The organism is Nocardia higoensis (assembly GCF_015477835.1).
Classification (GTDB): domain Bacteria; phylum Actinomycetota; class Actinomycetes; order Mycobacteriales; family Mycobacteriaceae; genus Nocardia; species Nocardia higoensis_A.
The window spans coordinates 133,934-156,223 of record NZ_JADLQN010000006.1 but is presented as its reverse complement, the minus strand read 5'-3'; the positions used below and the strand labels follow the sequence as shown (position 1 = coordinate 156,223).

The 22,290-nt window shown below is 66.6% G+C and carries 24 protein-coding genes and 4 pseudogenes; 18 read left to right on the top strand and 10 right to left on the bottom strand.

The window, feature by feature from the left end; translation table 11 throughout:
• Positions 1-6 precede the first annotated feature (6 nt).
• Positions 7-780 carry an aldolase gene (locus IU449_RS24725; protein WP_195004633.1) on the bottom strand — a complete coding sequence of 258 codons (774 nt, stop codon included), beginning with the start codon at positions 778-780 and terminating at the stop codon, positions 7-9.
• A 151-nt stretch (positions 781-931) separates the two neighbouring features.
• Between IU449_RS24725 and IU449_RS24720 the strand changes: the two genes are divergently transcribed.
• The 5 genes from IU449_RS24720 (at position 932) to eutC (ending at position 6,156) form a co-directional block, all read left to right on the top strand.
• Complete coding sequence (locus tag IU449_RS24720; protein WP_195004546.1) at positions 932-1,519, top strand: helix-turn-helix domain-containing protein; 588 nt, start codon at positions 932-934, stop codon at positions 1,517-1,519.
• A gap of 256 nt (positions 1,520-1,775) precedes the next feature.
• Positions 1,776-2,318, top strand: coding sequence for a carboxymuconolactone decarboxylase family protein (locus tag IU449_RS24715; RefSeq protein WP_195004545.1), 543 nt, complete (start codon positions 1,776-1,778; stop codon positions 2,316-2,318).
• 201 nt (positions 2,319-2,519) lie between these two features.
• Positions 2,520-3,941 carry an ethanolamine permease gene (gene eat, locus IU449_RS24710; RefSeq protein WP_195004544.1) on the top strand — a complete coding sequence of 474 codons (1,422 nt, stop codon included), beginning with the start codon at positions 2,520-2,522 and terminating at the stop codon, positions 3,939-3,941.
• Positions 3,938-5,341, top strand: coding sequence for an ethanolamine ammonia-lyase subunit EutB (locus IU449_RS24705; protein ID WP_195004543.1), 1,404 nt, complete (start codon positions 3,938-3,940; stop codon positions 5,339-5,341). Before eat ends, IU449_RS24705 begins: the two co-directional genes overlap by 4 nt.
• Positions 5,338-6,156 carry an ethanolamine ammonia-lyase subunit EutC gene (eutC, locus tag IU449_RS24700; protein WP_195004542.1) on the top strand — a complete coding sequence of 273 codons (819 nt, stop codon included), beginning with the start codon at positions 5,338-5,340 and terminating at the stop codon, positions 6,154-6,156. The genes IU449_RS24705 and eutC overlap by 4 nt, the downstream gene beginning before the upstream one ends.
• Here the strand turns inward: eutC and IU449_RS24695 are convergent.
• The gene (locus IU449_RS24695) at positions 6,153-6,914 is read right to left on the bottom strand and encodes a TetR/AcrR family transcriptional regulator (RefSeq protein ID WP_195004541.1); all 762 of its coding nucleotides are present in this window, start codon (positions 6,912-6,914) and stop codon (positions 6,153-6,155) included. The two genes, eutC and IU449_RS24695, sit on opposite strands and share 4 nt — an antisense overlap.
• Positions 6,915-7,152: 238 nt before the next feature.
• Here IU449_RS24695 and IU449_RS24690 point away from each other — a divergent pair, with 238 nt between their 5' ends.
• The 3 genes from IU449_RS24690 to IU449_RS24680 are packed head-to-tail and all read left to right on the top strand — an operon-like array spanning position 7,153 to position 9,727.
• Positions 7,153-7,824 (top strand): carboxymuconolactone decarboxylase family protein, encoded by a 672-nt coding sequence (locus IU449_RS24690; RefSeq protein WP_195004540.1) that lies wholly within the window; start codon positions 7,153-7,155, stop codon positions 7,822-7,824.
• Entirely contained in the window at positions 7,821-9,218 is a 1,398-nt protein-coding gene (locus IU449_RS24685; RefSeq protein WP_195004539.1) for a GMC oxidoreductase, read from the top strand. The genes IU449_RS24690 and IU449_RS24685 overlap by 4 nt, the downstream gene beginning before the upstream one ends.
• Positions 9,219-9,253: 35 nt before the next feature.
• Positions 9,254-9,727 carry a hypothetical protein gene (locus IU449_RS24680; RefSeq protein WP_195004538.1) on the top strand — a complete coding sequence of 158 codons (474 nt, stop codon included), beginning with the start codon at positions 9,254-9,256 and terminating at the stop codon, positions 9,725-9,727.
• 234 nt (positions 9,728-9,961) lie between these two features.
• On the opposite strand, the gene IU449_RS24675 is transcribed toward IU449_RS24680, so the two are convergent.
• Entirely contained in the window at positions 9,962-10,597 is a 636-nt protein-coding gene (locus IU449_RS24675; RefSeq protein ID WP_324188422.1) for a TetR/AcrR family transcriptional regulator, read from the bottom strand.
• A 65-nt stretch (positions 10,598-10,662) separates the two neighbouring features.
• Between IU449_RS24675 and IU449_RS24670 the strand changes: the two genes are divergently transcribed.
• From IU449_RS24670 to IU449_RS24650, 5 genes are all read left to right on the top strand, one after another.
• A complete protein-coding gene (locus IU449_RS24670; protein ID WP_195004537.1) occupies positions 10,663-12,141 on the top strand; it encodes a GMC oxidoreductase in 1,479 nt (492 codons plus the stop codon).
• Positions 12,138-12,740, top strand: coding sequence for a hypothetical protein (locus IU449_RS24665; RefSeq protein WP_195004536.1), 603 nt, complete (start codon positions 12,138-12,140; stop codon positions 12,738-12,740). The genes IU449_RS24670 and IU449_RS24665 overlap by 4 nt, the downstream gene beginning before the upstream one ends.
• A gap of 135 nt (positions 12,741-12,875) precedes the next feature.
• A complete protein-coding gene (locus IU449_RS24660; protein WP_228805656.1) occupies positions 12,876-13,247 on the top strand; it encodes a phage holin family protein in 372 nt (123 codons plus the stop codon).
• Entirely contained in the window at positions 13,244-13,636 is a 393-nt protein-coding gene (locus tag IU449_RS24655; protein WP_195004534.1) for a DUF3618 domain-containing protein, read from the top strand. The genes IU449_RS24660 and IU449_RS24655 overlap by 4 nt, the downstream gene beginning before the upstream one ends.
• Complete coding sequence (locus IU449_RS24650) at positions 13,633-13,893, top strand: DUF4235 domain-containing protein (protein ID WP_195004533.1); 261 nt, start codon at positions 13,633-13,635, stop codon at positions 13,891-13,893. Before IU449_RS24655 ends, IU449_RS24650 begins: the two co-directional genes overlap by 4 nt.
• 9 nt (positions 13,894-13,902) lie before the next feature.
• On the opposite strand, the gene IU449_RS24645 is transcribed toward IU449_RS24650, so the two are convergent.
• Positions 13,903-14,193 carry a metalloregulator ArsR/SmtB family transcription factor gene (locus tag IU449_RS24645; RefSeq protein ID WP_324188421.1) on the bottom strand — a complete coding sequence of 97 codons (291 nt, stop codon included), beginning with the start codon at positions 14,191-14,193 and terminating at the stop codon, positions 13,903-13,905.
• Between the two features lie 55 nt (positions 14,194-14,248).
• Between IU449_RS24645 and IU449_RS24640 the strand changes: the two genes are divergently transcribed.
• Both IU449_RS24640 and IU449_RS24635 read left to right on the top strand, forming a co-directional pair.
• Positions 14,249-14,728: an SRPBCC domain-containing protein gene (locus IU449_RS24640; protein ID WP_195004531.1), complete on the top strand. Its 480-nt coding sequence runs from the start codon at positions 14,249-14,251 to the stop codon at positions 14,726-14,728.
• Between the two features lie 145 nt (positions 14,729-14,873).
• Entirely contained in the window at positions 14,874-15,521 is a 648-nt protein-coding gene (locus IU449_RS24635; protein ID WP_228805655.1) for a DUF6328 family protein, read from the top strand.
• Between the two features lie 33 nt (positions 15,522-15,554).
• On the opposite strand, the gene IU449_RS24630 is transcribed toward IU449_RS24635, so the two are convergent.
• From IU449_RS24630 to IU449_RS24615, 3 genes and pseudogenes are all read right to left on the bottom strand, one after another.
• Positions 15,555-15,941, bottom strand: a complete 387-nt coding sequence (locus IU449_RS24630; RefSeq protein ID WP_195004530.1) for a hypothetical protein — start codon at positions 15,939-15,941, stop codon at positions 15,555-15,557.
• Between the two features lie 419 nt (positions 15,942-16,360).
• Positions 16,361-17,071 (bottom strand): annotated as a pseudogene (locus IU449_RS24620) (transposase); the annotation flags it as partial.
• Positions 17,072-17,375: 304 nt separating this feature from the next.
• Positions 17,376-17,867: a hypothetical protein gene (locus IU449_RS24615; RefSeq protein WP_195004529.1), complete on the bottom strand. Its 492-nt coding sequence runs from the start codon at positions 17,865-17,867 to the stop codon at positions 17,376-17,378.
• Positions 17,868-17,902: 35 nt separating this feature from the next.
• Between IU449_RS24615 and IU449_RS24610 the strand changes: the two are divergent.
• Together IU449_RS24610 and IU449_RS24605 are read left to right on the top strand one after the other, a co-directional pair.
• Positions 17,903-18,817 (top strand): annotated as a pseudogene (locus tag IU449_RS24610) (IS701 family transposase); the annotation flags it as partial.
• A 25-nt stretch (positions 18,818-18,842) separates the two neighbouring features.
• A pseudogene (locus IU449_RS24605) lies at positions 18,843-18,982 on the top strand (transposase); the annotation flags it as partial.
• A gap of 404 nt (positions 18,983-19,386) precedes the next feature.
• Here IU449_RS24605 and IU449_RS24595 read toward each other — a convergent pair.
• Complete coding sequence (locus IU449_RS24595; RefSeq protein WP_195004527.1) at positions 19,387-19,932, bottom strand: hypothetical protein; 546 nt, start codon at positions 19,930-19,932, stop codon at positions 19,387-19,389.
• Between the two features lie 103 nt (positions 19,933-20,035).
• Positions 20,036-21,010 (bottom strand): toxin-antitoxin system YwqK family antitoxin, encoded by a 975-nt coding sequence (locus tag IU449_RS24590; protein ID WP_195004526.1) that lies wholly within the window; start codon positions 21,008-21,010, stop codon positions 20,036-20,038.
• 527 nt (positions 21,011-21,537) lie between these two features.
• Here IU449_RS24590 and IU449_RS24585 point away from each other — a divergent pair.
• Positions 21,538-21,738 (top strand): annotated as a pseudogene (locus IU449_RS24585) (transposase); the annotation flags it as partial.
• Here the strand turns inward: IU449_RS24585 and IU449_RS24580 are convergent.
• Positions 21,735-22,205: a helix-turn-helix domain-containing protein gene (locus IU449_RS24580; RefSeq protein WP_195004524.1), complete on the bottom strand. Its 471-nt coding sequence runs from the start codon at positions 22,203-22,205 to the stop codon at positions 21,735-21,737. The pseudogene IU449_RS24585 and the gene IU449_RS24580 sit on opposite strands and share 4 nt — an antisense overlap.
• Positions 22,206-22,290 lie beyond the last annotated feature (85 nt).

Sequence of the window (22,290 nt, the reverse complement as noted above, 5' to 3'; positions counted from 1 at the left end):
AGTCGTTCACTGGTTGACGGCGTCCGGGTGGGAGCGCAGCGCTTTGCGGGCGTAGTAGGAGAAGTTGGCGACGCTGCGCCGCGGGGTCAGCGTCCAGTCGTGGGCTTCGCGGGCCAGGCGCGGGGGCAGCGGCTTGATCTCGCCCGCGGCCATCGCGAGGAGCTGGAGCCGGGCGGCACGTTCGATCAGGTGCGCCAGCGAGCACGCCTCTTCGATGGTGGCGCCGACGACGAGCTGACCATGATGGGCCAGCAGGATGGCGCGTTTGTCGCCCAACGCCGCCGAGATTATCTCGCCCTCTTCGTTGCCGACCGGCACACCCGGCCAGTCCGCGAGGAAGGCGCAGTCGTCGTAGAGCGGCGTGGTGTCCATCTGCGACACCTGCAGGGGCACTTCGAGCATCGACAGCGCCGCGGCATGCAGCGGGTGGGTGTGCACGATGCAGCCGACATCCGGGCGGGCGCGGTAGATCCAGCTGTGGAAACGGTTGGCGGGATTGGCCATTCCGTCGCCTTCGAGCACCTCGAGGTCCTCATCGACGAGCAGCAGATTGTCCTCGGTGATCTCGTCGAAGCCGAGACCGAGGCGCTGGGTCAGAAAGGTTCCGTCAGTCCGGCCACGGGCCGAGATCTGCCCGGCGAGGCCGGAATCGTGGCCGGCGTCGAACAGGGAACGGCAGGTCAGAGCGATCTTCTGCCGGTCCGACCACCCGGCCTCGGGAATCTGGGTGAGCATGGCGCTCTTCGCGGCGTCCATCAATTCGCCTTTCCCCAGGCTCATCGTGGTCCCGACACGTTCGGGGGCTGTCACAGTCGTTTCTCCTTCCGTTGTCCGATAGGACACAACGGTGACGATAGGACACAAGGTTTCCTAAACGCAACCTTGTTACTATTCGTGACACGAATCGGGACAGAACGAAGGAGAAGTGACGATGGCGGCGTTTCTCAGGACGCACCGCCGGCGAGCAGGCTTGACACTGGAGGCCCTCGCCGATCGCACGGGGCTGACCAAGAGCTACCTGTCGAAGATCGAACGCGGCTTGAGCACTCCGTCGATCGCGGTGGCACTCGCGATCGCCGATGCGCTCGACACCGACGTGAGCCTGCTGTTCTCCGACAAGGCCGACGACTCGGCGATGACCATGGAGCGCCGCGACGAACGCGCGGTGGTCGACGAATCCGCTTCGGCCGCAACGTACGACCCGATCGCGACACGCATGCGACGCAAGGCGATGCAGCCGTTCATCGTGCATCCGACCACCGAACCCGACTCACCGTTCATGGAACACTCCGGCGAGGAATTCATCTTCGTGCGGTCCGGAGCGGTGGAGGTCACCGTTCCCAACCAGACGCTTCGACTCGACGAGGGCGACAGCCTGTATTTCCACTCCGACACACCCCACCGCGTGCGATCGATCTCGACACCGCGAGCGACGCTGCTGGTTGTCGTGCACGACCGTGGCGACGACGACGGCGCGTCGACCGGACACAGCCCGCGGCCCTGCGGCCCGACCGCCTGACACCCGGAGCGGCATCCCCGCCGAAATCCCCTCGGCGCAGCGCACACCAGAGGTCCACCACGGGACGAGCGCGTCCTACCAGGTGTTTCGACCTCCCCTGTTGACAAATAGGTAGGAGTCCTACCTACTATGAGCACGCCCGCTACGGAAATGGGGTCCAGGTGCCGACGACGCCCAGACCCCACCTGCCGTGCGGGCCACCGCGAGTTCCACGGCCGCTCCGGCCGTCGATCAGTCCCCCGAAAGGAACACCCCCATGTCCCGTGTCGACCTGCTCACCACCGAAGACGTCACCGACGAGCGCGGCGACGTGCTCGATCAGATCCACGGCGCGTTCGGCTTCGTGCCCAACATGTTCAAGGCCGTCGCCAACTCTCCGGCGGCACTGCAGAGCATGTGGGGCAGCTTCGGCGCTCTCGGCGCGGGCACCCTCGGCGCCAAGATCGGCGAACAGATCGCGGTGGCCGTCGCCGACCGCAACCGCTGCGACTACTGCCTGTCGGCCCACACGCTGCTCGGCAAGAAGGCCGGTGCCACCGCCGAGGAGATGACCGAGGCCCAGAAGGGCTACTCGGCCGACCCCAGGACCGCCGCGATCCTGACGCTGGCCACCGAACTCGTCGACCAGCGCGGGCAGATCGACGCCGACGCCGTGCGATCCGCGCGCGACGCGGGCCTGACCTCCGAGGACATCGTCGAGACGATCGCCCACGTCGCGTTGAACGTGTTCACCAACTACATCAACCTCGCCCTCGACGTACCGGTCGACTTCGACCGCGTCCGGCTCACCGCGAAGTAGGCGGATTCCGGGACCATCGGTGCCGGCCCCCTCTTTTCCGGAAGGAGGGTGCCGGCACCGCCCGAGGTGTCCGAAGCCGAAACACGCGCGCAAGTGTTGTGAAACACCGGCTCTCTACCCTCGCGCTGTCGGAAAAGCCGCGTGTCGAACCCGCCGAGATGGAAATCTCGGCGGGATAGACACTGTTCGAGGAGCAGCCAGATGGTCACCACACCTGATGAGACCGGAGCAGGAACCGACCACCATTACCTCAGCAAAAGGATGCTGCGCACCGGAACGGCGGGCTGGGTGCTGCTGGCCGGACTCGGCGTCAGCTACGTGATCAGCGGCGACTACTCCGGCTGGAATTTCGGCCTGGGCGAAGGCGGCTTCGGCGGGCTGCTCGTCGCGACGGTCGTGATCGCGGCCATGTACGCCGCGATGGTGCTGAGCATGGCGGAGATGTCGGCCGCCCTGCCGACAGCGGGCGGCGGCTACACCTTCGCTCGCCGGGCGCTGGGCCCGTGGGGCGGATTCGCCACCGGGACGGCGGTGCTGATCGAGTATTCGATCGCGCCCGCCGCGATCGCCACCTTCATCGGCGCCTACGTCGAATCGCTCGGATTGTTCGGCATCGTCGACGGCTGGTGGGTCTACCTGGCCGTCTACGTGATCTTCGTCGGCATCCACCTGGCCGGCGTCGGTGAAGCGCTCAAGGCGATGTTCGTCATCACGGCGATCGCCCTCGTCGGTCTGGTGATCTTCGCGATCGCGAGCATCGGCAGCTTCTCCTTCTCGAACCTGACCGACATCGCGCCGGACCCCGACGCCGCGGGCGCGAGCGAGTTCCTGCCGTTCGGCTACCTCGGGATCTGGTCGGCGCTGCCCTTCGCGATCTGGTTCTTCCTCGCCGTCGAAGGCGTTCCGCTCGCCGCGGAGGAAGCGCGGGATCCCGCGCGCAATGTCCCGCGAGGCATCATCGCGGCGATGGCGGTCCTGGTCGTGACCGGCGCGATGGTGCTGATTCTCGTGCCGGGAGCCGGTGGCGCGGCGGCGATGCAGGCCTCCGGCAATCCGCTGGTGGAAGCGCTGGGCACCGGCACAGCGGCCACGGTCGTTAACTACATCGGCCTCACGGGCCTGATCGCCAGTTTCTTCTCGATCATCTTCGCCTACTCGCGCCAGCTGTTCGCGCTCTCGCGCGCGGGCTATCTGCCGCGCGGGCTGTCGGTCACCAACTCCCGCAAGGCTCCCGCCCTGGCGTTGATCGTTCCCGGCGTCATCGGTTTCGTGCTGTCGATCTTCGGCAACGGCGCGACGCTGCTCAACATGGCCGTGTTCGGCGCGGCGCTGAGTTACGTGCTGATGATGATCAGCCACATCGTGCTGCGGGTCAGGGAACCAGGCATGGACCGGCCCTACCGGACGCCCGGCGGCCTCGTCACGGCGGGCTTCGCGCTGGTGATCGCCGTCCTGTCGGTCATCGCGACCTTCCTGGTCGACTCCACCGCGGCCTTCGGCTGCGTGATCGTATTCGCGCTGTTCATGCTGTATTTTGCTCTCTACAGCCGGACTCGACTGGTCGCCAGCTCCCCCGACGAGGAATTCGCCGCGCTGGCCGCCGCGGAAGACGAACTTCGATGACATATCAGCACACCGCGCGAGGCCATACCTATCAATTCGGCACGCTCACCGAGGTGCTGGCCAAGGCGACGCCCCTGCGCTCCGGCGACCAGCTCGCCGGGTGCGCGGCGGAGTCGGACGCGGAACGGGCCGCGGCAGCGCACGTCCTGGCGGACCTTCCGCTGCGGCTGTTCCTCGACGAGATGGTCGTGCCCTACGAGTCCGACGAAGTGACCCGGCTGATCATCGACACCCACGACCGCGAGGCTTTCGCCCCGGTCGGCCATCTGACGGTCGGCGAGTTCCGGGACTGGCTGCTGGCACGGGTGTGCGAGGCGGATGGAGGCGAGCGGATCGCACACGTCTCGCCGGGCCTCACGCCCGAAATGGTCGCCGCGGTAAGCAAGCTCATGCGCAACCAGGACCTCATCGCGGTCAGCCGCGTCCTGTCGATCGAGACCGCGTTCCGCACCACCATCGGCCTGCCGGGCAGGCTGGCCACGCGCCTGCAGCCCAACCACCCCACCGACGATCCGCGTGGCATCGCCGCGGGCATTCTCGACGGTCTGCTGCTCGGCGCGGGCGACGCCGTGGTCGGCGTCAACCCCGCCACCGACTCCCCGCACGCCACCGGGCAGCTGCTGACGATGCTGGACGACATCCGGCTCCGCTACGACATCCCGATGCAGTCGTGCGTGCTCTCGCATGTCACCACCACCCTCGAGCTGATCGAGCGGCAAGCGCCCGTCGACCTGATCTTCCAGTCGATCGCGGGCACCGAGGGCGCCAACACCTCGTTCGGCATCACGCTGTCCCTGCTCGCCGAAGCCGCCGAGGCCGGTCGCTCGCTGAATCGCGGAAGCGTCGGGAACAACGTCATGTATTTCGAGACCGGACAAGGATCGGCGCTGTCGGCGGGAGCGCATCTGGGCGTCGGCGGCGTACCGGTCGACCAGCAGACCCTGGAGGCCCGCGCCTACGGCGTCGCACGCGCCTTCGACCCCCTGCTGGTCAACACCGTGGTCGGCTTCATCGGCCCGGAGTACCTGTTCGACGGCAAGCAGATCACCCGCGCCGGGCTCGAGGATCTGTTCTGCGGCAAGCTCCTCGGCCTGCCGATGGGCGTCGACGTCTGCTACACCAATCACGCCGAAGCCGACCAGAACGACATGGATGTGCTGCTCAGCGTGCTGGCGCTCGCCGGAACCGCCTTCGTGATCACGGTCCCCGGCGCCGACGACGTGATGCTCGGCTATCAGAGCCTGTCGTTCAACGACGCGCTGTACGCGCGCAACGTGCTCGGACTTCGAGCGGCGCCCGAGTTCGAGCAATGGATGCAGCGCATCGGCCTGGCGGACGGACAGGGCCGGGTGCGCCCGATGGACCTGGAACACTCTCCGCTGCGGAGCCTGACCGCATGAGCCCCGATCGCTCCGATCCGTCCGGCCACTCGAATCCGACCGTCCACTCGGAACCATCCGGCCGCTTCGATCCGGCAGGCACCGGATCCGACCCCTGGTCCGGCATCCGGCCGCTGACCCAGGCGCGAATCGGTCTCGCGCGCACCGGGTATGCCCTGTCCACCGCCGAAGTCCTCGACTTCCAGGCCGCACACGCCGCGGCGCGAGACGCCGTCCACTCGCCGCTGCCGGTCGAGGACATCCGGTCCGGGCTGGCACGCCTCGGGCTGGGACCGGGTCACCACGTCACCAGTCGCGCCGCCGACCGTGCCGAGTACCTGCGACGGCCCGACCTCGGCCGGGTGCCGTCCTCGCTGGAAGGCATCGAACGCCAGGGAGCGGATGTCGGGATCCTCATCGCGGACGGCCTGTCCGCGACCGCGGTGGCCGAGCACGCGATTCCGCTGGTGGCGGCACTGCTGCGGGGCAACGACGGCGCGCTCACCATCGCTGAGCCCGTGATCGCCACGCAGGCCAGGGTGGCCCTCGGTGACCACGTGGGCGCGGCGCTGGGCGTGGAGACGATGCTGACGATCATCGGCGAACGCCCCGGCCTGTCCGTCGCGAACAGTCTCAGCGTGTACCTGACCTATCGCCCCACCCCCGGCCGGCTGGACTCCGAGCGCAACTGCGTCTCCAACATCCATCCGCCGGAGGGGCAGAGCTACGAGGCCGCCGCCAGCATCGCGTGGAACCTGATCGGCGGAGCCAGAGCGCTCGGGGCATCGGGAGTCGCCTTGAAGGACAACTCCCCCGCAGCGCCGCAACTGCCCTAGCGCGCGTGGGCCTCGATGACCTCTGGCTGAAAACCCATGTCGCGCATGACCGTTCGCAGATGAGCGTCGTACAGGTCGTCGACGTTGGTGATCAGGCGGGGCAGGTTGCCGAACTGTTCGGAGGTGAGGAATCCCAGGATCGACGCCCACGCGTTGAGTCCGACAGCGGCCATCCGGGCGAGCCGGTCCGCCGCCATGCCGATGGGCGTTCCGGAGGGGTGCGCCGTCAGCAGATAGACACCCAGTTCGCCGGGCTCGACGGTGTCGGGAACGATGCACCGATCGAGGTCGGCCGCACCGGCGTCGACCGCGGCGGCGTACGCCAGCAGGGGGATCGAGGCGGCGCGCCCCGCGGCGGGGCCGGTGACCGACTCGGCGGCGTGATACCCGGCGATGGGCGTTCCGAAGATCAGCGCGAAGTCCTGGCTGTTGCGCAGCGCCCATTGCCTGGCGGCCTGGCCGATCGCCCAGCACTGCGCGCTCGGATCGTCGGCGACGCTGCGGTCGCGGACGGCCTCGAATTCGTCGCCCAGCGCCAGATAGGCGTCGACGCACAGCGCGCCGATCAGGTCCGATTGGTTCGCGAAGTAGCGATAGATCGCCGCCGACGACATCCGCATATCCCTGGCGACCGCCCGTAGCGAGAGCCCACCGGCCCCGCGTTCGGCCAACTGCCGACGGGCCCGGGATTTGATCTCCTCGATGGTCTCCTGCCGCCTGACATCGCGCCGCGAGGGTTCCTCAGCCGATGCCGACATGGACGCCCACCTCCGTTTCGCCGCTGCATCCGGTCGTTTCCCGATTGACACCCTACGCCAATGGCGCATACAGTTCGATCGTCGATCACAATGTAATCACTGATAACAAGTCGTGACCGGCCGGTGCCGACCGACCACGGAACACTGATGACTCAGAGCGCTGACAGCCACGCGCGTCGGCAGCGGTGATCAACCGTTGCCGACGCGCGTGTCAGTGCCGACGACCCTCGGAGGCGACATGACCCGCACCGCACCATCGAGCGCGAACCCGATGGCGGCGCCGTTCCGCAAGCGCACCTACACCCTTCCGCAGCTCAGCCGCGAGGTGGTCCAGGTCGCACGCCGCGGGCCTGACGCAGGGCGCGCGTGGCGTCCCGAACGCATCGATCCGCTGCTGCGCGAGCAGGTGATGTTCGCCGTGGCCATGGTCAACGACTGCAAGTTCTGCGCCTACGTGCACAACGGGGCCGCCATCGCAGCGGGAGCCGATCGCGACGCGCTGGCCGAGCTGGTCGGCCTCGACCCGGCAACGACGACCGACGATCGCCTGATCGCCGTCGTCTGGGGTCAGAGTCGCGCTGCGGCCGCACTCGGTCCCGCCGACGCCCGGCTCGAGCACGAACTCCGGCAGCACTACACGCCCCAGCAGGTCCGGGACCTCGACACCATCGTGCGCGTCATGACGGTGATGAACGTCTCGGGCAACACTGCCGAGGCGCTGATCCGCCGGCTGCGGGGGCAGGCCGTGCCCGGCAGCCGCGTGCTCGACGAAGCGATCATCGGCGGCGGCTACATCATCGGCGCGGCCCACATGGCGGCCTTCCTGGCCGTACGCCGCCGGGTCTCGCCCCTGCGGGTCCTGCGCGAGGTCCTCGCCTTCGACGGCGCGGCCGGCGCACGAGCGTCATGACCCGCTCGTCGTCCTGGGACGCCATCGTCGTCGGCTCGGGGTTCGGCGGCGCGGTCACCGCCGCCAGGCTGGCCGAGCGCGGCCTGAAGGTATTGATCCTCGAGCGCGGAGCCTGGCGAGATGGTGCCCCGGACGGCGCGCCCACGCGGGCGCGCGGCGCGGCCCACCTGGTGCGAGGCGTCCGGTGGTCCGCGGGCACGCGGAGCGCGTCGGCCACCATCCGTTCCAGCGGTCTCTACGAGCTGCACCAGTTCGCCCATCTCACCTGCGTCGTCGCCAGCGGAGTCGGCGGCGGATCGCTCGTCTACACCGACATGCAGGTACCGCCGCACGACGACTACTTCCGGGCACTGCCCGCCGACATCACCGCGGCCGAGATGCGACCACACTTCGAAGCGGTACGGACGATGCTGTCCCCGAAGCCGGTCGCGCACGTCCCGCACAGAGTCCGCGCTTTCGAGCGAGCACTGGCCACCGCCGGTCTGGGAGCCGCCCATTTCCCCGACCTCGCGGCGACCTTCGAGCAACCGGGATCACCGGTCCGGTCCACGATGGCCCACACCTACATCCCGTCGGCGTTACGTCACGGCGCGACACTGCGGCCCATGAGCGAAGCCACCGCGATCGACCACCGCCCGACGGGTTGGCGCGTCCGCTATCACGACCACATCCGCCACCGCAGCTGTGTCGAATCGGCACCACGGCTGATCCTTTCGGCAGGAACGCTGGGCACGATGCGACTGTTGTTCGCCGCCAGGGACCGGCACAAGACCTTGCCGATGCTGAGTCCGGCACTCGGGCGTGGATTCACTCCCAACGCGGACATGGTCAGCATCGTGCACCGAACCGCCACCAGGATCGACGGCGACGACGGCCCACCGGTCGCCGCCTACCACACCGAGGCGGTCGACGGACGAGAGTTCCTGACCGGCGAAGTCGGCATCGGCCTGCTCACGCCTTCCGCCGCGGTGACCAGGCTGTTCCCGCGCACCGCGCTGCTGATCGGCATGGGAGCCGACCGCATCGCCGTCGAGACCACCTATGACGGCCACAACCTCCACATCGACGCCGACCGCACCGATGATCCCGAAATCTTCGACCGGATCGGCGAACACGCCCGGCGGATCGCCGGAGGCTACCGGGCGAAGCGCTCGCTGATCAATGCCCCTTTCGGCGCGACCAGCAGGCGACTGACGTCGGTGCACCCACTCGGCGGCGTGCGCGTTGCCGACACACCGGCCGACGGCGTCGTCGATCACACCGGGCAGGTCCATCGCTATCCGGGGCTGTTCGTCGCCGACGGATCGATCCTGCCCGGCGCGCCGGGCGTCCCTCCGTCGATGACCATCGCCGCACTCGCCGAACGTCAGAGCGCGTTCATCGCGAACAGCTGAACCGTCCTCGTCCACACCGATCTACGGAGTATCCGATGCCCCAGCAAGCCATGAACATCCCCGCAGCGCGCGACGCCTTCGATTTCGCCGCACTCTCGGCGCACATGACCGCCGCGCCACCAGCGGCGGATCCGCTCCTCGGGGACTACACCGGCACGATCCTCGCGATCGCGGGTTTCCAGCGGCTTCCCCACGCGCTGCGCGCACCGATCACCCGGATGGCCTGCGCCATCGGGCAACCGCTGTGGCGCGGCAAGCGATTCCATGCCACCGACGGAACGAACATGTGGCTTAGCGGGCGGCACCCCCGCACCTTCGCGGGCTACGCCTGCGCTACCGCCGACGACGGCCACACCATCCTGGACTACGACCAGCCGCGCAATCCGCGCCCGCTACGCGGAATCACCGGCGAACTGGCCGAGCTGGGGCCCGGAATCCTGCTCGGCGCCATGTATCTGACGATCGGCAGGCGTCGCGCCACGCTGCTGTATTTCACCCTGGAACGCTGAGGGACCCTCCCGGCGACGCGCAGCCCGCGGTGGCGGACATCCCGCTGCTTCGCTCCGGGTGCTCATCGGCATCCGGAGCCGTGTCGCAGGTGTCGCGCAGAACGCCCGAGCGGTCACCTGCGTCGGCCACTCTGCGGGATCGGCCGGCATCCTGTCCACCGAGCGATGGCGCAGATGCGGGACGGCATGAGCGGACATCACCGAATCGTGCCGACTGGGCGCACCACGACCGGATCACCGATCGCCGGGGAACAACTTCGATCGCAGATGACCGAGGTAGCCGGGTAGCGCAGTGTCGTCGCCAGGGGGAAACATGCTCTTGATCCGCCAATAGCCGATGTACGCGGTGTAGGTGAGTTCGGCGGTGCGCAGAGCTCCCTCCTCCGGGGTCCCCCCTCTGCGCAGCAGGTCGGTCAGAGTCTCCACTTTGGCGAGCGCGTGCTCGAGCGCGTAGGGGGCGACGGTGGCGTCGGCCCCGGCGGCGCACACGTGCGCGAACAGCCGCCCGGCCGCGTCGTTGTCGAACATGTCGCTCACGACGGCGGCCAGCGCGTCGCGCGCGGTCAGCGCCGTGTCGGCGAGTTGCTCCACGCGTGCCGCTTCGTCGTCACGCCACGCGCCGAGCGCGGCGCGAAGAAGTTCGTCGCGGTCCCGGAAATGCGAGTAGAAACTCCCTTTGGTCACGCCGAGCCCGGCGGCCAAGGGCTCGACCGCCACCGCGGGCACACCGTCGCGTTCCAATGCGCCGAGCGCCGCGTCGATCCAGTCGCGCGCCGAAAGACGAGGACGCCTGCTCGGATTCCGCGCCCCCATCAGCCCTTGCCGCCTCTCCTGCTCGTCGGTGGTCCTATCGGGCTGGTTGCCCCGCACGCCGACAGTACCCTACCGTATTCATACGCCACCGTATGAATACGGTGGCGTATGAGGAGGCGCTGGTGTATGACATCGTGGTTGTAGGTTCCGGATTCGGCGGTGCGATCGTCGCCGCGCGGCTGGCTCAGGCAGGGGCCCGCGTGCTCGTCATCGAACGAGGGCCGTGGTGGGGCTCCGGTGACGACGAAGAACGGCTTCCCTTCCCGCGGGGACGAACCTCCCACCGATTCCTCCGCAACCTGCGGCTGAGTGGCCGATCGAGAACCGTGGACGTGCGGGTCGACCGGCGTGGCCTGTTCGAGGTGCATCGCTTCGATCACCTGTGGACGGTCGGCGCCAGCGGCGTAGGTGGCGGCTCCCTGGTCTACGGGGACTGCCAGGCTTCTCCGCCACCCTCCTACTGGGATGCCTTCCCTCCCGAGATCACCGCCGCCGAGATGGCCGAGTACATCGCCTTGTCGGCGAGCGTCATGCGCCCGGCCGAACTGCCGGACTGGCAGCGACGCGGCAGCGATCTCGGTGCCGCGATCGGTCCGCTGGGCGGCTGGAAGACCGAACCCGTCGAACTCGCGATCAGTTTCGGTGCCGATCCCGACGTACCGGCGTCCTTCATCAACTCGGCGGGAGCACCCCAGACCACATGCCGACTGTGCAATCAGTGCGTGGCGGGCTGTCCGCACCGGGCGAAGAACTCGCTGGATCTGACGTATCTGCAATCGGCGAAGCGCAGCGGCGCGGTCATCGAGGATCTCAGCGATGTCAGCCATGTCGGAGCCGTCACCGGGGGATATCGCGTTCGCTGGCTCGATCACCGCACCCGGCGAACACGCACCGCAGATGCGCGCCGGCTGGTGCTGGCGGCCGGAGCACTCAACACGACCCGACTGCTGTTCCGATCCCGCGCCGCGGGCTTGCTCACCGCCCTGCCACCGGCCCTGGGGAACAACTTCAACACCAACGGCGACCAGGCCACCTTGCTCTGGCGTGTCGCAAGCGGACCGGTCACACGCGGTGCCATCTTCAACGCCCTGGCCCAGGGCGAAAGCGACGGAGACACATCCTTGTTCGTGGGCGAGGCATCGGCTCCTACCTCCGGGCGCGGCAGGCTCGGCCGGGAACTCGCCCGCTCCCGGTTCCTGTTCGCCATGGGGGCGAGCAGCCTCGACGGCACACTGACCTTCGACGGCCGCGGCCTCGGGTGCACGATCAGCCGCACCGCCGACAGGCAGTTCTACGACCATGTCGACGACGTGAGCAGCCGCCTCGCGAAGAGCTACCGCCCACGCCGGGCCATGGCGAACTTCCCCTTCGGAAGCCGAGCCGCCGGCCTGTGGACCGTGCACATGCTCGGCGGCGCTCCGATGGCGCGACGCGCCGAGGACGCGGTGGTCGACCACAGCGGGCAGGTGCTCGGGCACCCCGGGCTCTACATCGCGGACGGCTCGGTCCTCCCCGCAGCACCCGGCGTCCCACCCTCGCGAACGATCTCGGCACTCGCCGAGCGGATCGCCGCACTTGCCGTCGAGGAGCAGAACCGATGAAGCGCCGAGCCGATACCCCGTCGAATTCCTCGATCATGCAGGAGAACATCATGTCCAGCCCCGACTCTGCGGTCACCCGCGTCACCCCCTCCCCGGCCTGGCTTCGGCTCGCCACCGGACACGAACTCGACGCGCAGTTCGACCGACTCGAATCACCGGCACCGGATCGGCTACGCGGGCTGTTCACGGTCGAACTCCTCACCGTGCGAGGCAGCGACAGAGTCGACGCACTGTGGCGTCCGCTGCGCGAACAGCTGAACCGGGGGATGCCGACGGTCTTCCGCGGCAAATCCCTCGCGGTGACCAGCGGGCACAATGTGTTCGCCGGCAAAGGCCCCGCCTTGTTCTTCGATATCGGTCAGCACCCCACGAAGCCCGGGCATCTCGTCATCGACTACGACACCGCCGCCACCCCGCGGCTCGCGCGCCCTCTCGCGGCGGAGGTCAGGAGACTGACCGGCGACGCACTGCTGTGCCGGACGGTCTGGCGCGGCCGATCCGCCGAGAGACCCCTGCTTCACTTCCTCCTGCACCCCACCACCGCGCGGCCGAACGAAGGCGACGGACTCCGCGCGGCCGAGAATCACCACCGGTCATGACATAGCTTCCCTCTCGGTCGGCACAACCGACGATGTTCCCGTTTCCTGCGCACATCGCCGGGTAGACGGCACGAAGGAGGTGACAGGCCGATGGTTCAGCACATACAGCCCCGGGTGACACCCGGGGAGCGCTCCATGTCGGAGTTGGTCGAGGACGCGACCGCGCAGGTGTCGCGGCTCGTCCGGGACGAGATGCGGCTGGCTCGAGCGGAGATCGCCGAGAAGGCGGGCGGAATCGCCAAGGGCACCGGTGTGGCCGGGGCGGGCGCGGTCCTGGCGCTCTACGGCGGCGTGGCGCTGACCGCGGCCGCGGTGTTCGCCTTGGCACTGGTCCTGCCCGAGTGGGTCTCGGCGCTGATCGTGGGCGTCGCGCTGCTGACGGTCGGCGGCGTTCTGGCACTGATCGGCAAGAAGACCGTGATGCGCGCGGCCCCGCCGCTGCCGACCGAAGCCCAGGAAGGCGTCCGGGAGGACGTGGCCGCCATACGAGAAGGAAGCCGACGATGACCGAAGACCGCTCCGAATTCCCCGCGACACCGGAGGAGATCCGCGTGGACCGTGACCTGGCCCGAGAAGAACTCGAACAGACCGTCTCGGAACTGACCGACAAGCTCGACCTTCCGGCCCGCGCCGAGACCAAGATCCACGACACCACGCAAGCGGCCAAGCAGCGCACGGCCGAGGCCGGACAACACGCGCTCGACACGGCGGCTCGCACCCGAGCCAAGGCAGGCGACCTGCTCGCGAACGCCACCCCGTCGATATCGGAGCCGGTGGAGGACATCGTCAAGCAGGCCACGGAATCGATCCGCAGGAACCGCGTGCCCGTCGCGCTGATCGGTGCCGTGTCCGCGGCGGTTCTGACCTGGGCGATTCTGCGACGGAGGCGCGCATGAAGACCCTGTACAAGCCGCTCGGCATCGTCCTGGGTGTTCTCGGCGGGATCGCGGCCAACGCGGTGTTCACCCGGGTGTGGCGCGGAGTGAGTGGGCACGACGAGGCTCCCCGCGCGACCGCGGCCGATTACACCTGGAGAGAAGTGCTCATCGCCGCCGCCCTGCAAGGAGCGATCTTCGGCCTGATCAAGGCGGCGGTCGATCGTGCGGGAGCAGCCGGTTACGAGCAACTGACCGGGACCTGGCCCGACAAATAGGAGTTCCGATCACGTGCCGCTGTCGAGTTCATCGAGCAACTCGACAGCGGCACGCGCGTATTCGCCGATCCAGCGGTCGTAGATCCGCTTGATCGGCAGGGGCGCCAGCGCTAGATGTCGCTCGCGCCCGACCTTGCGCCCGATGACCAGTTCGGCCTGCTCCAGCACCCGGAGGTGCTGGAGCACCGTCGTCCGGTCGAGTTCGGGCAGTTGCGCGCACAGTTCGCCGGTGGTCAGCGAACCGGTCTTGAGCGCGTCCAGCATGCGACGCCGTGTCGCGGACGCGAGCGCCTTGAACACGCGGTCATCGTCCGATCCATTGACGCCCCTCTCCAACATGTTGTAAAAATATCACATGACAACCGTGCAGAACCAACTCTCCGAGATCAGCTTCACCGTTTCCGGTCGCATCGCCCGTCCCTGCGCCGAGGTCTACGAGGCCGTCGCCGACCCCGAGCAGCTCTCGAAGTACTTCACGACCGGTGGCGCTCGTGGGCGTCTCGAGCCGGGCACCGAGGTCACCTGGGACTTCCACGACTTTCCCGGCGCGTTCCCGGTCCGGGTGATCGAGGCCGACAAGCCGCGCCGCATCGTCATCGAATGGGATGGGCAGGCCACCGCGAACGGTCGCGGCACCACCACGACGACCTTCGAATTCGAGCCCCTCGACGGCGACACCCGCACCCTGGTGACCATCACCGAATCGTCCTGGCAGCCCACACCGGACGGCGCGAAGAACGCTTTCGGCAACTGCCAGGGCTGGACCGGCATGCTGGCCGCGCTCAAGGTGTGGGTGGAGCACGGCATCAATCTGCGAGACGGCTTCTACGCGTAGTCGTCGACTGCCGGCGTCGGCGGTTCGACCGCTCCACGACGGGTATCACCATCTGGGTTTCCAGCCAGGCGAACCTGTCCGACCATGTGCCACGGCCCACCGCGTCGCATCGAGGACACCGACGAACGCATGTTTCGAGATACCCATGACCGATCCACGCCAGCCGATATCCGGACCAGCGAGGGCGTCGGTCGATGACACGCGGGCGTGCGACGCGGCAGGGCGAGCCGGTGACGCCCTCCACGACGACGAGGACGACAGGCTGTGGGATCTGCGGGTGCGCGGTGAGAGCCGGACCGAACAGTTGGACCGCAATTTCGCGACCCTGCTCCAGGAATTGCGTGTGGTGCAGACCGGCGTACAGGTGCTGACCGGCATCCTGCTCACGCTGCCCTTCCAGAGCCGGTTCCCGGAACTGTCCCCCGCGATGCGCGTCGACTATCTCCTGGTCGCCGCCGCATCCATCGCCGCCACGGTGTTCCTGACCGCACCGGTCGCCGCCCACCGCATGCTCTTCCGCCGCCACCGCCTCGAACACATCGTCCGCAGCGCCCATCGCTGCGCGGTCATCGGAATCCTGTTCCTCGGCTTCGCGCTCACCGGAGTCGCGGTCCTGATCTTCGACTTCGTCGCGGGACCCGTCGCGGCGACGATCGCGGGCGTCACCGCGGCACTGCTGTTCGTCCTGCTCTGGTTCGCGTTCCCCTATCACCAGCGCACCCAGGACGCGGACCCCGAGGAGCAAGGCCCGCTGCGGGATCCGCGTGCGCACCGATTCTTCCGTGAGCCTTGATTACCGGCATCCCCGGTTTCACGAACGGCCGGGTCAGCCGTCCGCCGAGATGCCCAGATCTTCCTCGTAAGTGTCCGCCCGCCGCTCTTCTTCCCCTACCCGCACCGCGGCGGCTTCAGCCGGCCGTGAGTCCTCGGCCTGCGACTCCTCCCCCGCTTGCGCACGGTCGAACACGTCCGGCTCCTCTTCCGCGAGCCGCTCGTCCAGCCCGCGGTCGTGCGCCTGCTCGTACGGAGTCATCCCGTACTCGGTGACGCCGGTCCAGTGCTCGGGCGGATCCATGGCTTTCTCCAGCGGATCCGCGTGCAGGCGATCCTCGTCCAGATCCTCGGCACTGTTGAGCGCGGCCGGGTCGGTCTCGACGGCATCCGGCGGTCCGGAGTCCTGCGGTTCGTCCCACGAACCATACGACTGGGTCATGTCGAATCACTCCCTTTACACGGTGACCGCTCAGCCGGTCGGCTGACATATCCGGCCTACCCGAGGCGAGGCAAACCAATCGCGAACCGCTTCCCCGCCGCGCACCAGGCCCCGTGTGCCCGGAACAGCACCGTAGGCGCACCGCATACCTGACGATCAGTCCCCGATGTGGACCCAGCTGTCTTCGCGAGGTGTGACGGGTCCGGTGATCGACGGCAGGCCGAGATCGCACGCACACTACGCCTGCAGCTGTTCTCGATCCCAGTACGAATCGCCCGCCACGCCCGCCGCATCCACCTGCGCCTATCCCGACACCACCGCGGCACCAGCCTCCTGCTGACCGCCCTGGACCGCCTGCAACCCGACTGACCAGCCGAAAACCATCCCAACGACCACCGAAAGGACTCTCAATGACGTTGTCAAGCCGCTCGAGCGGTGACCGTCATGTGCGGTGTCCAGGTTCTTTTGTCGCGCATGAGTGCCCACAGGACGTCGATACGGCGGCGAGCCAGGCAGATGACAGCTTGGACGGGACACTTGCCCTCCGCGCGTTTGCGGTCGTAGTAGGCGCGGGATTCGGGATCACAGCGGATGCTGGTCAACGCGGACATGTAGAACACCCGCCGCAGGGATCTGTTGTAGCGGGTAGGGGTATGCAATCGGCCGGTGCGTTTACCGGAATCTCTGGACACCGGCGCCAGCCCCGCCCAGGCGGCCAGGTGGTCGGGGGAAGCAAGAACACCCGGATCGCCGATGGCGGCGAGGAATTCGGCTCCGAGACGGAAGCCCATTCCGGGCATACTGGTGATCACCTCGGCCAGCCGGTGGCGGCGAAATCGATCCTCTATCGCGGTATCGGTGTCCTTGATCCGCGCGTCGAGGTCGATCACCTCCTTCGCCATCGCCGCGACCAGCCGGGCGGCGACGTCTTCGCCGGGCAGGCCCACCGTCTGGGTTCTGGCAGCCCCGACCGCGGCCTGCGCGATCGTCGCGGCGTTGCGGATACCGGCTTTGGCCAGCGCGTGGGTCACCCGATCGACTCCGGCGCGACGGATCGCCTTAGGGCGTTGGTAGCGCGTCAACAGCACTGCCCAGCCTCGATGCTGAGTGATCGCAGCGACGCGTTCGATCTCAATCGGCGGCCCAGGAAGTCCAGGCGAGTCGGGCGGCCAGTCCTTTCAAGCCGCACCACCAGGGCCTGCAACCACATACCCAGCCACACCCGACCCACCCGGGTCGCAGCACAACGAACTGCCCCTACGAACTTAAGGACCTTCATCCGGGCCCGTGGACCCCCAGCAGCCACCCGCTGACCGGGCTACCCTCGGTTGCCCACCGGCTGCTGATCAACCGCCGGAAACCAATCCGAACCCGACCACGCCGGGCCGAAGACCCGACGAAAGATCGAGGCTAAGCCCATACGTCATCGATCAACTATTCCTCGACCGATACAAGGTTGCCGCCCGCCACCCAAGCCAGGTAGCGAAGTGGTCCGATACTGTACGGCCACGAATCGAGTTGCAGTTGCACTACCAGCATGGAATCGTTACGGCTATGTCCCCACCAGCTCCAAACGCGATTCTCCATTGCATAAACCCACGAGTCATAGTCCCATAGGTTTTCATTCTCCCGCATCTCTTGCCTCGAGTGCCCTTCGAACGACTCGATGAACCAATCGGGCAGGAAAGATTTCAGATATGCACCCAGATCTCCTGGTACCGCATCGACCGATTTCCCAGAAGGAAAGTCGTCGATCCGCAAGTGATGAGGCCGATCGGGCTCGGTTGCCACAATCCACTGCCGCATCACCCCCAAAATCTTCTTCTCCACATCGGAATCTTCACCCAGATGTATCTTCAGCGTCAGCCACTGCCCCGGCGCCTTACCGAAGTGTGGGTTGCGCTCCAAGTTTTCGATCTCGCTCATGGTAGAATCATTTCCCCACTCCCTGGAATAGTGTTGCCTTGCAGTCGGGGTATGTCACCGAGGCCGGGCACGCGTTCCTCGGTGCCGAACTCTATCTGCCGAAATCCTGGACCAGCGACCGCGACCGCTGCACGCAGGCCGGTGTTTCCGACGATGTCGGATTCGCGACCAAACCCGCGCTGGCACAGGCGATGATCACCCGCGCACTCGACGCGGGCGTGAGGGCGCCGTGGGTCACCGGCGACGAGGTCTACGGCGCCGACCCCGGTTTGCGGGGCGGACTCGAGGCCCACGGTGTCGGGTATGTCCTGGCCATCGCCCGTGACCGGCGCGTGAACACCACGACCGGCCGCTGCCGCGCCGACGAACTCGCTACCCGCGTGCCGCGGCGCGGCTGGCAACCCCTTTCGGCCGGGGACGGCGCGAAAGGCCCCCGCCTCTACGACTGGGCGTGGATCGGCATCGATCCCGATACCGACGCCGCCGCGGCCGGGCATCGGCGGCTGCTGATCCGCCGCAACCGAACCACCGGTGAGCTGGCCTACTACCGCTGCTACGCACCCGAACCGGTGCCGTTGCACCGGCTGGTCACCGTCGCCGGCCACAAGTGGTCGATCGAGGAGAACTTCCAGACCGGCAAGGGACTGTGCGGGCTGGACCAGCATCAAGTCCGCCGCTGGCGGTCATGGCGGCGCTGGACGATCCTGGCGATGCTCGCCCACGCATTCCTCACCGCCCTCGCCGCCACCGAACCGGCTACCACCAGCCCGGCCGCCAAGACGGGCCTGATCGCGTTGACCCGCAACGAGATCAGGCATCTACTCGCTGTTCTCGTCCTCAACCCCGCCCGCAGCACCCGGCACCGGCTGGCCTGGTCGACCTGGCGCCGCCGACACCAATACCGCGCCCGCCACAGCCACTACCAGCGACGATCCCAACTCAGACCATGATCACGAAGTCCGGCTGGAGTACTAGGCCGGCCACCTCGCCTCCTACGCCAGCATCGCCCCGATCACCCACCGCTCCGGCAGCTCCATCCGCGGTGAATACCCCGCCGCTCCGGCAACCACAACCTCAAACGCGCGCTGTTCCTGTCCGCGTTCGCCGCCCTGCACGGGTTTCCCGGTGCTGAGCAGGTCCTGCGGATCACTCGCACACGCACCGACCGTCGCAGCGGCAAGCGCAGCACCGAAACCGTGTACGCGGTCACCAGCCTGTCTGCGCTCGACGCCACTGCCGAACAAATCGCCGGCTGGTTGCGGGGGCATTGGGGGATCGAGAACCGGGCACAGGATCCGTGACGTCGTCTACGACGAGGACCGCTGCCGGGCCCGCACCGGCTCGGCCCCGCACGTCCTGGCGACCCTGCGCAATACCGCGATCAGCCTCACCCGTCTGGCCGGGCACACCAACATCGCTGCCGCGTTACGCCACTACGCATACGACTTCACCAGACCATTCGAGCTGCTGTTGACCTGCTGAAAAGCGACTTTGACGGAGCCCTGGCGAAAAATCGAGGCTAACGGGCTTGTTGTATCACCTTGACTGTTTCGTGGGCGAGAAGATCGGACGTGAGAAACCGCTCGGTCAGGAAGTGCCATAGACTGTTACCTGTTATCTCGGAGAGAGTTACGAATCGCCCGAACGGGTTGGTGCGACCGGAGAGGTCCTCCAGCTCGAGAACGAGAGCCGCCCATTGCGCGGTATCGATATACCAAACGACACCCCGATCAGTCTCACCTTCGCTGAGGTCGTCTGCATAGGGGAGCAAGAGTACAGTCTCCGCAGTACCTGCCAAGCCAGGGTTCGGAGTCGCTGAGTAATCTGACGTACGCATGGCCCATATGCGCGCCTCCGGTCGGGATTCGACCGCGACTGCCGGATTGAACTCATGAATATCCCATGGGGGAGCGAACTCGGAGACGTCGGGGACGAACCTTATTTCAATGCGCGCGTTGAGAGCTACCATATAACCGCCCGACAGGAGCTCGGGATGATCCGACGCGATTGCCCACTGCAATGGTTGCACGTAGATCATAAAATCGCGAAGATTCGGCACTTTCATTATAGAATTCCTCCCAGCGTGCGGCCGGATTTTTCGTACATGAACGCAGCTGCAGCCGGCGCCCGGTCACACCGATCGACCCCACGAAGCGAGCCGCAGGATTCTACTGACGAGGTGGAGATTCATAGGTGAGATACCCATCCTCGTCCCATAGTTTATGGCCGAGCGGGTTTCCGAATTCGGAGAAAAGACGCAGCGCGGCCAACCTTCCGTTGGGATGCCATTCCCGCCACTCACCGATAGGGTCCCCCTTCCTGGATTCCCCCGCCTCACGCAGGACGCCATTGGGGTACCATTCACGTGACGGGCCGTGCGGCACCCCGTCTTTGTACATTTCACTCTTGATGAGACGACCGTTCGACGCTATTTCGATCATCTCGCCGGTAAAAGGCTCCCCGCCATAACGGTAGTCGACTCCCTCGCCATATTCACCCTCGACCAGATCATCAACATTGACACGTAACATCACTTCACCTTTCCACGATTCCGAAGGGTCTCGCCCTGTCGTACCGAGAGTCGATCGGGTCATACCTGTAACGACCTGAATAGCTGGGGATACCTCGCAGGATTGCATTGCAGTTCGCACATGCCGGAGCCGGATCCAGCTTATCGTAGCCCTTCCCTTCACGCAGCCAACGAGGATGAAGCGGAACTCTTCGAGGTCAGCCCACTTCAGGGCCGGGTCACCTGGCCTACGTACCACTTCGCGCGCCCACAATAATTCGTTGATCGCCTTCACTTCGGCATGACGCAGCGGATGGTCCGCATGCACCTTTCCGTCGTACGTCTTGATTCCAATACCATGTTCGCCCTTCACAAGATGTTGCCAGACGGCTATATCGACATAATTCTGCCGCAGAAGCGGATGCAGCGTATGAGTTTCCAGGAGCGATCTTTTACTTCCGTTGACACCTTCGGTGATTCGGCCGTACCGCAGATCTATCGCAGCGGCATAAACCGGCCCGACACTCTTGGATTCCGCTCCGATAACAATGGCCCGCTGTTTCGCAAGGGCCGCGATGTATTCGACTACCGGAAGTCCATCGATAGTTTCGATCAATTCGCCCGCCACCCCCACGCGCGGACCCGACGGGTCAATTTCCTCTAGCAACGCACCACGCGCCCTGTCTGTCGGTCCCTTTGGTGTCGTCGTCCAAGGGATCTCCCCTGGATATCTCGGCGGCGCGATGGGTTTGAATTCCTCATTCCGCCCAATGGCAGTGACTGGTCTGCGTTGCGGCTGATCCGAACCTATGACCTCGATGGGAGTTTTCGGCACCGCGTCCGGATGTATCGGCGGCAGTCCGTCGTGTGGCGCGGGGGGTTTGCCGACGTGGGACGGCGAGATCTGGGTCTGGTGGCTACATCTCAGCGAAATCCTCGTCGCAATCACGACGGTCCTCCAACTCCGATTCCGCGCCGACATCTCGCAACATCCGCAATTTCCTGGTCATCTCCGCGAGATGATCAACCATGACCCCATTCCTCCCAAGCGTGAACCGTCGCCGAGTTCCTCACCTTCTTTAAACGCCTCATCAGCGGCTATGACACCAAGATCCACCTGGTCGTGGACCGGCACCCGGTCCACCGCGCGAAGCGACCACGACCTGGATGGAAACCCACCGCGACCGGATCGAGCTGCACTACCTGCCCGCATACGCACCCCACCTCAACCCCGACGAACTGGTCGACGCCGACCTCAAACGCGTCCTGGCCGATGAGATCATCCTCACCCGCGACCAGATGGAACTGGCGGTGCGGTCGTTCTTCCGGGCCCCACACACCATTTACGCTTCAACCATTTAGTTCTGGGACGGATCGGTCGACAGTTTCGAAGTCTGCACCACATGAGGTTTGAGTCCGAATGCCCGCCAGATCCGCGAGACCGTGGACTGGCTCATGCCCGTCGCATCTGAAATCGAACGGCTCGACCAGTGCGTATCACCATGCGGCGGTGCCGTTTCCAACGTCGCCACGATCAGTTTGTCGACCTGCTCGTCGGTGATCGTGCGTGGCGCACCCGGACGGGGTTCATCGGCCAACCCCGCGATCCGGTCACGGGCGAACCGAACCCTCCACTTACGCACCGTTTCCCGTGACACCCCCACACGCCGGCCGACCTCGGTGTTGGAACCACCCGCAGCGCACTCGAGCACGATCCGCGCCCGCAACACCGCCGCCGCACCGATATTCCGGCGCCGCAACCACCCCTGCAGGGTCCGACGCTCGGACTCGGTCAACTCCAAAGGTTCCCCCCTCGCCGGCACCGACACAGCCTAACAGCGCAAACGAATTAACGACTCGAGACACTAGGATGGGAGACGGGTATGTAAACAAATCGATAGGAAGCCAATGGAA

Bases quoted from the DNA above. Each gene is read 5' to 3' on its own strand.
- IU449_RS24725 (WP_195004633.1), bottom strand. From the start codon at position 780: ATGAGCCTGGGGAAAGGCGAATTGATGGACGCCGCGAAGAGCGCCATG.
- IU449_RS24655 (WP_195004534.1), top strand. From the start codon at position 13,244: ATGACCGAAGACCGCTCCGAATTCCCCGCGACACCGGAGGAGATCCGC.
- eutC (WP_195004542.1), top strand. From the start codon at position 5,338: ATGAGCCCCGATCGCTCCGATCCGTCCGGCCACTCGAATCCGACCGTC.
- IU449_RS24615 (WP_195004529.1), bottom strand. From the start codon at position 17,867: ATGAGCGAGATCGAAAACTTGGAGCGCAACCCACACTTCGGTAAGGCG.
- IU449_RS24665 (WP_195004536.1), top strand. From the start codon at position 12,138: ATGAAGCGCCGAGCCGATACCCCGTCGAATTCCTCGATCATGCAGGAG.
- IU449_RS24680 (WP_195004538.1), top strand. From the start codon at position 9,254: ATGCCCCAGCAAGCCATGAACATCCCCGCAGCGCGCGACGCCTTCGAT.
- IU449_RS24695 (WP_195004541.1), bottom strand. From the start codon at position 6,914: ATGTCGGCATCGGCTGAGGAACCCTCGCGGCGCGATGTCAGGCGGCAG.
- eat (WP_195004544.1), top strand. From the start codon at position 2,520: ATGGTCACCACACCTGATGAGACCGGAGCAGGAACCGACCACCATTAC.
- IU449_RS24595 (WP_195004527.1), bottom strand. From the start codon at position 19,932: ATGAAAGTGCCGAATCTTCGCGATTTTATGATCTACGTGCAACCATTG.
- IU449_RS24690 (WP_195004540.1), top strand. From the start codon at position 7,153: ATGACCCGCACCGCACCATCGAGCGCGAACCCGATGGCGGCGCCGTTC.
- IU449_RS24705 (WP_195004543.1), top strand. From the start codon at position 3,938: ATGACATATCAGCACACCGCGCGAGGCCATACCTATCAATTCGGCACG.
- IU449_RS24720 (WP_195004546.1), top strand. From the start codon at position 932: ATGGCGGCGTTTCTCAGGACGCACCGCCGGCGAGCAGGCTTGACACTG.
- IU449_RS24630 (WP_195004530.1), bottom strand. From the start codon at position 15,941: ATGACCCAGTCGTATGGTTCGTGGGACGAACCGCAGGACTCCGGACCG.
- IU449_RS24640 (WP_195004531.1), top strand. From the start codon at position 14,249: ATGACAACCGTGCAGAACCAACTCTCCGAGATCAGCTTCACCGTTTCC.
- IU449_RS24685 (WP_195004539.1), top strand. From the start codon at position 7,821: ATGACCCGCTCGTCGTCCTGGGACGCCATCGTCGTCGGCTCGGGGTTC.
- IU449_RS24660 (WP_228805656.1), top strand. From the start codon at position 12,876: ATGTCGGAGTTGGTCGAGGACGCGACCGCGCAGGTGTCGCGGCTCGTC.
- IU449_RS24635 (WP_228805655.1), top strand. From the start codon at position 14,874: ATGACCGATCCACGCCAGCCGATATCCGGACCAGCGAGGGCGTCGGTC.
- IU449_RS24715 (WP_195004545.1), top strand. From the start codon at position 1,776: ATGTCCCGTGTCGACCTGCTCACCACCGAAGACGTCACCGACGAGCGC.
- IU449_RS24650 (WP_195004533.1), top strand. From the start codon at position 13,633: ATGAAGACCCTGTACAAGCCGCTCGGCATCGTCCTGGGTGTTCTCGGC.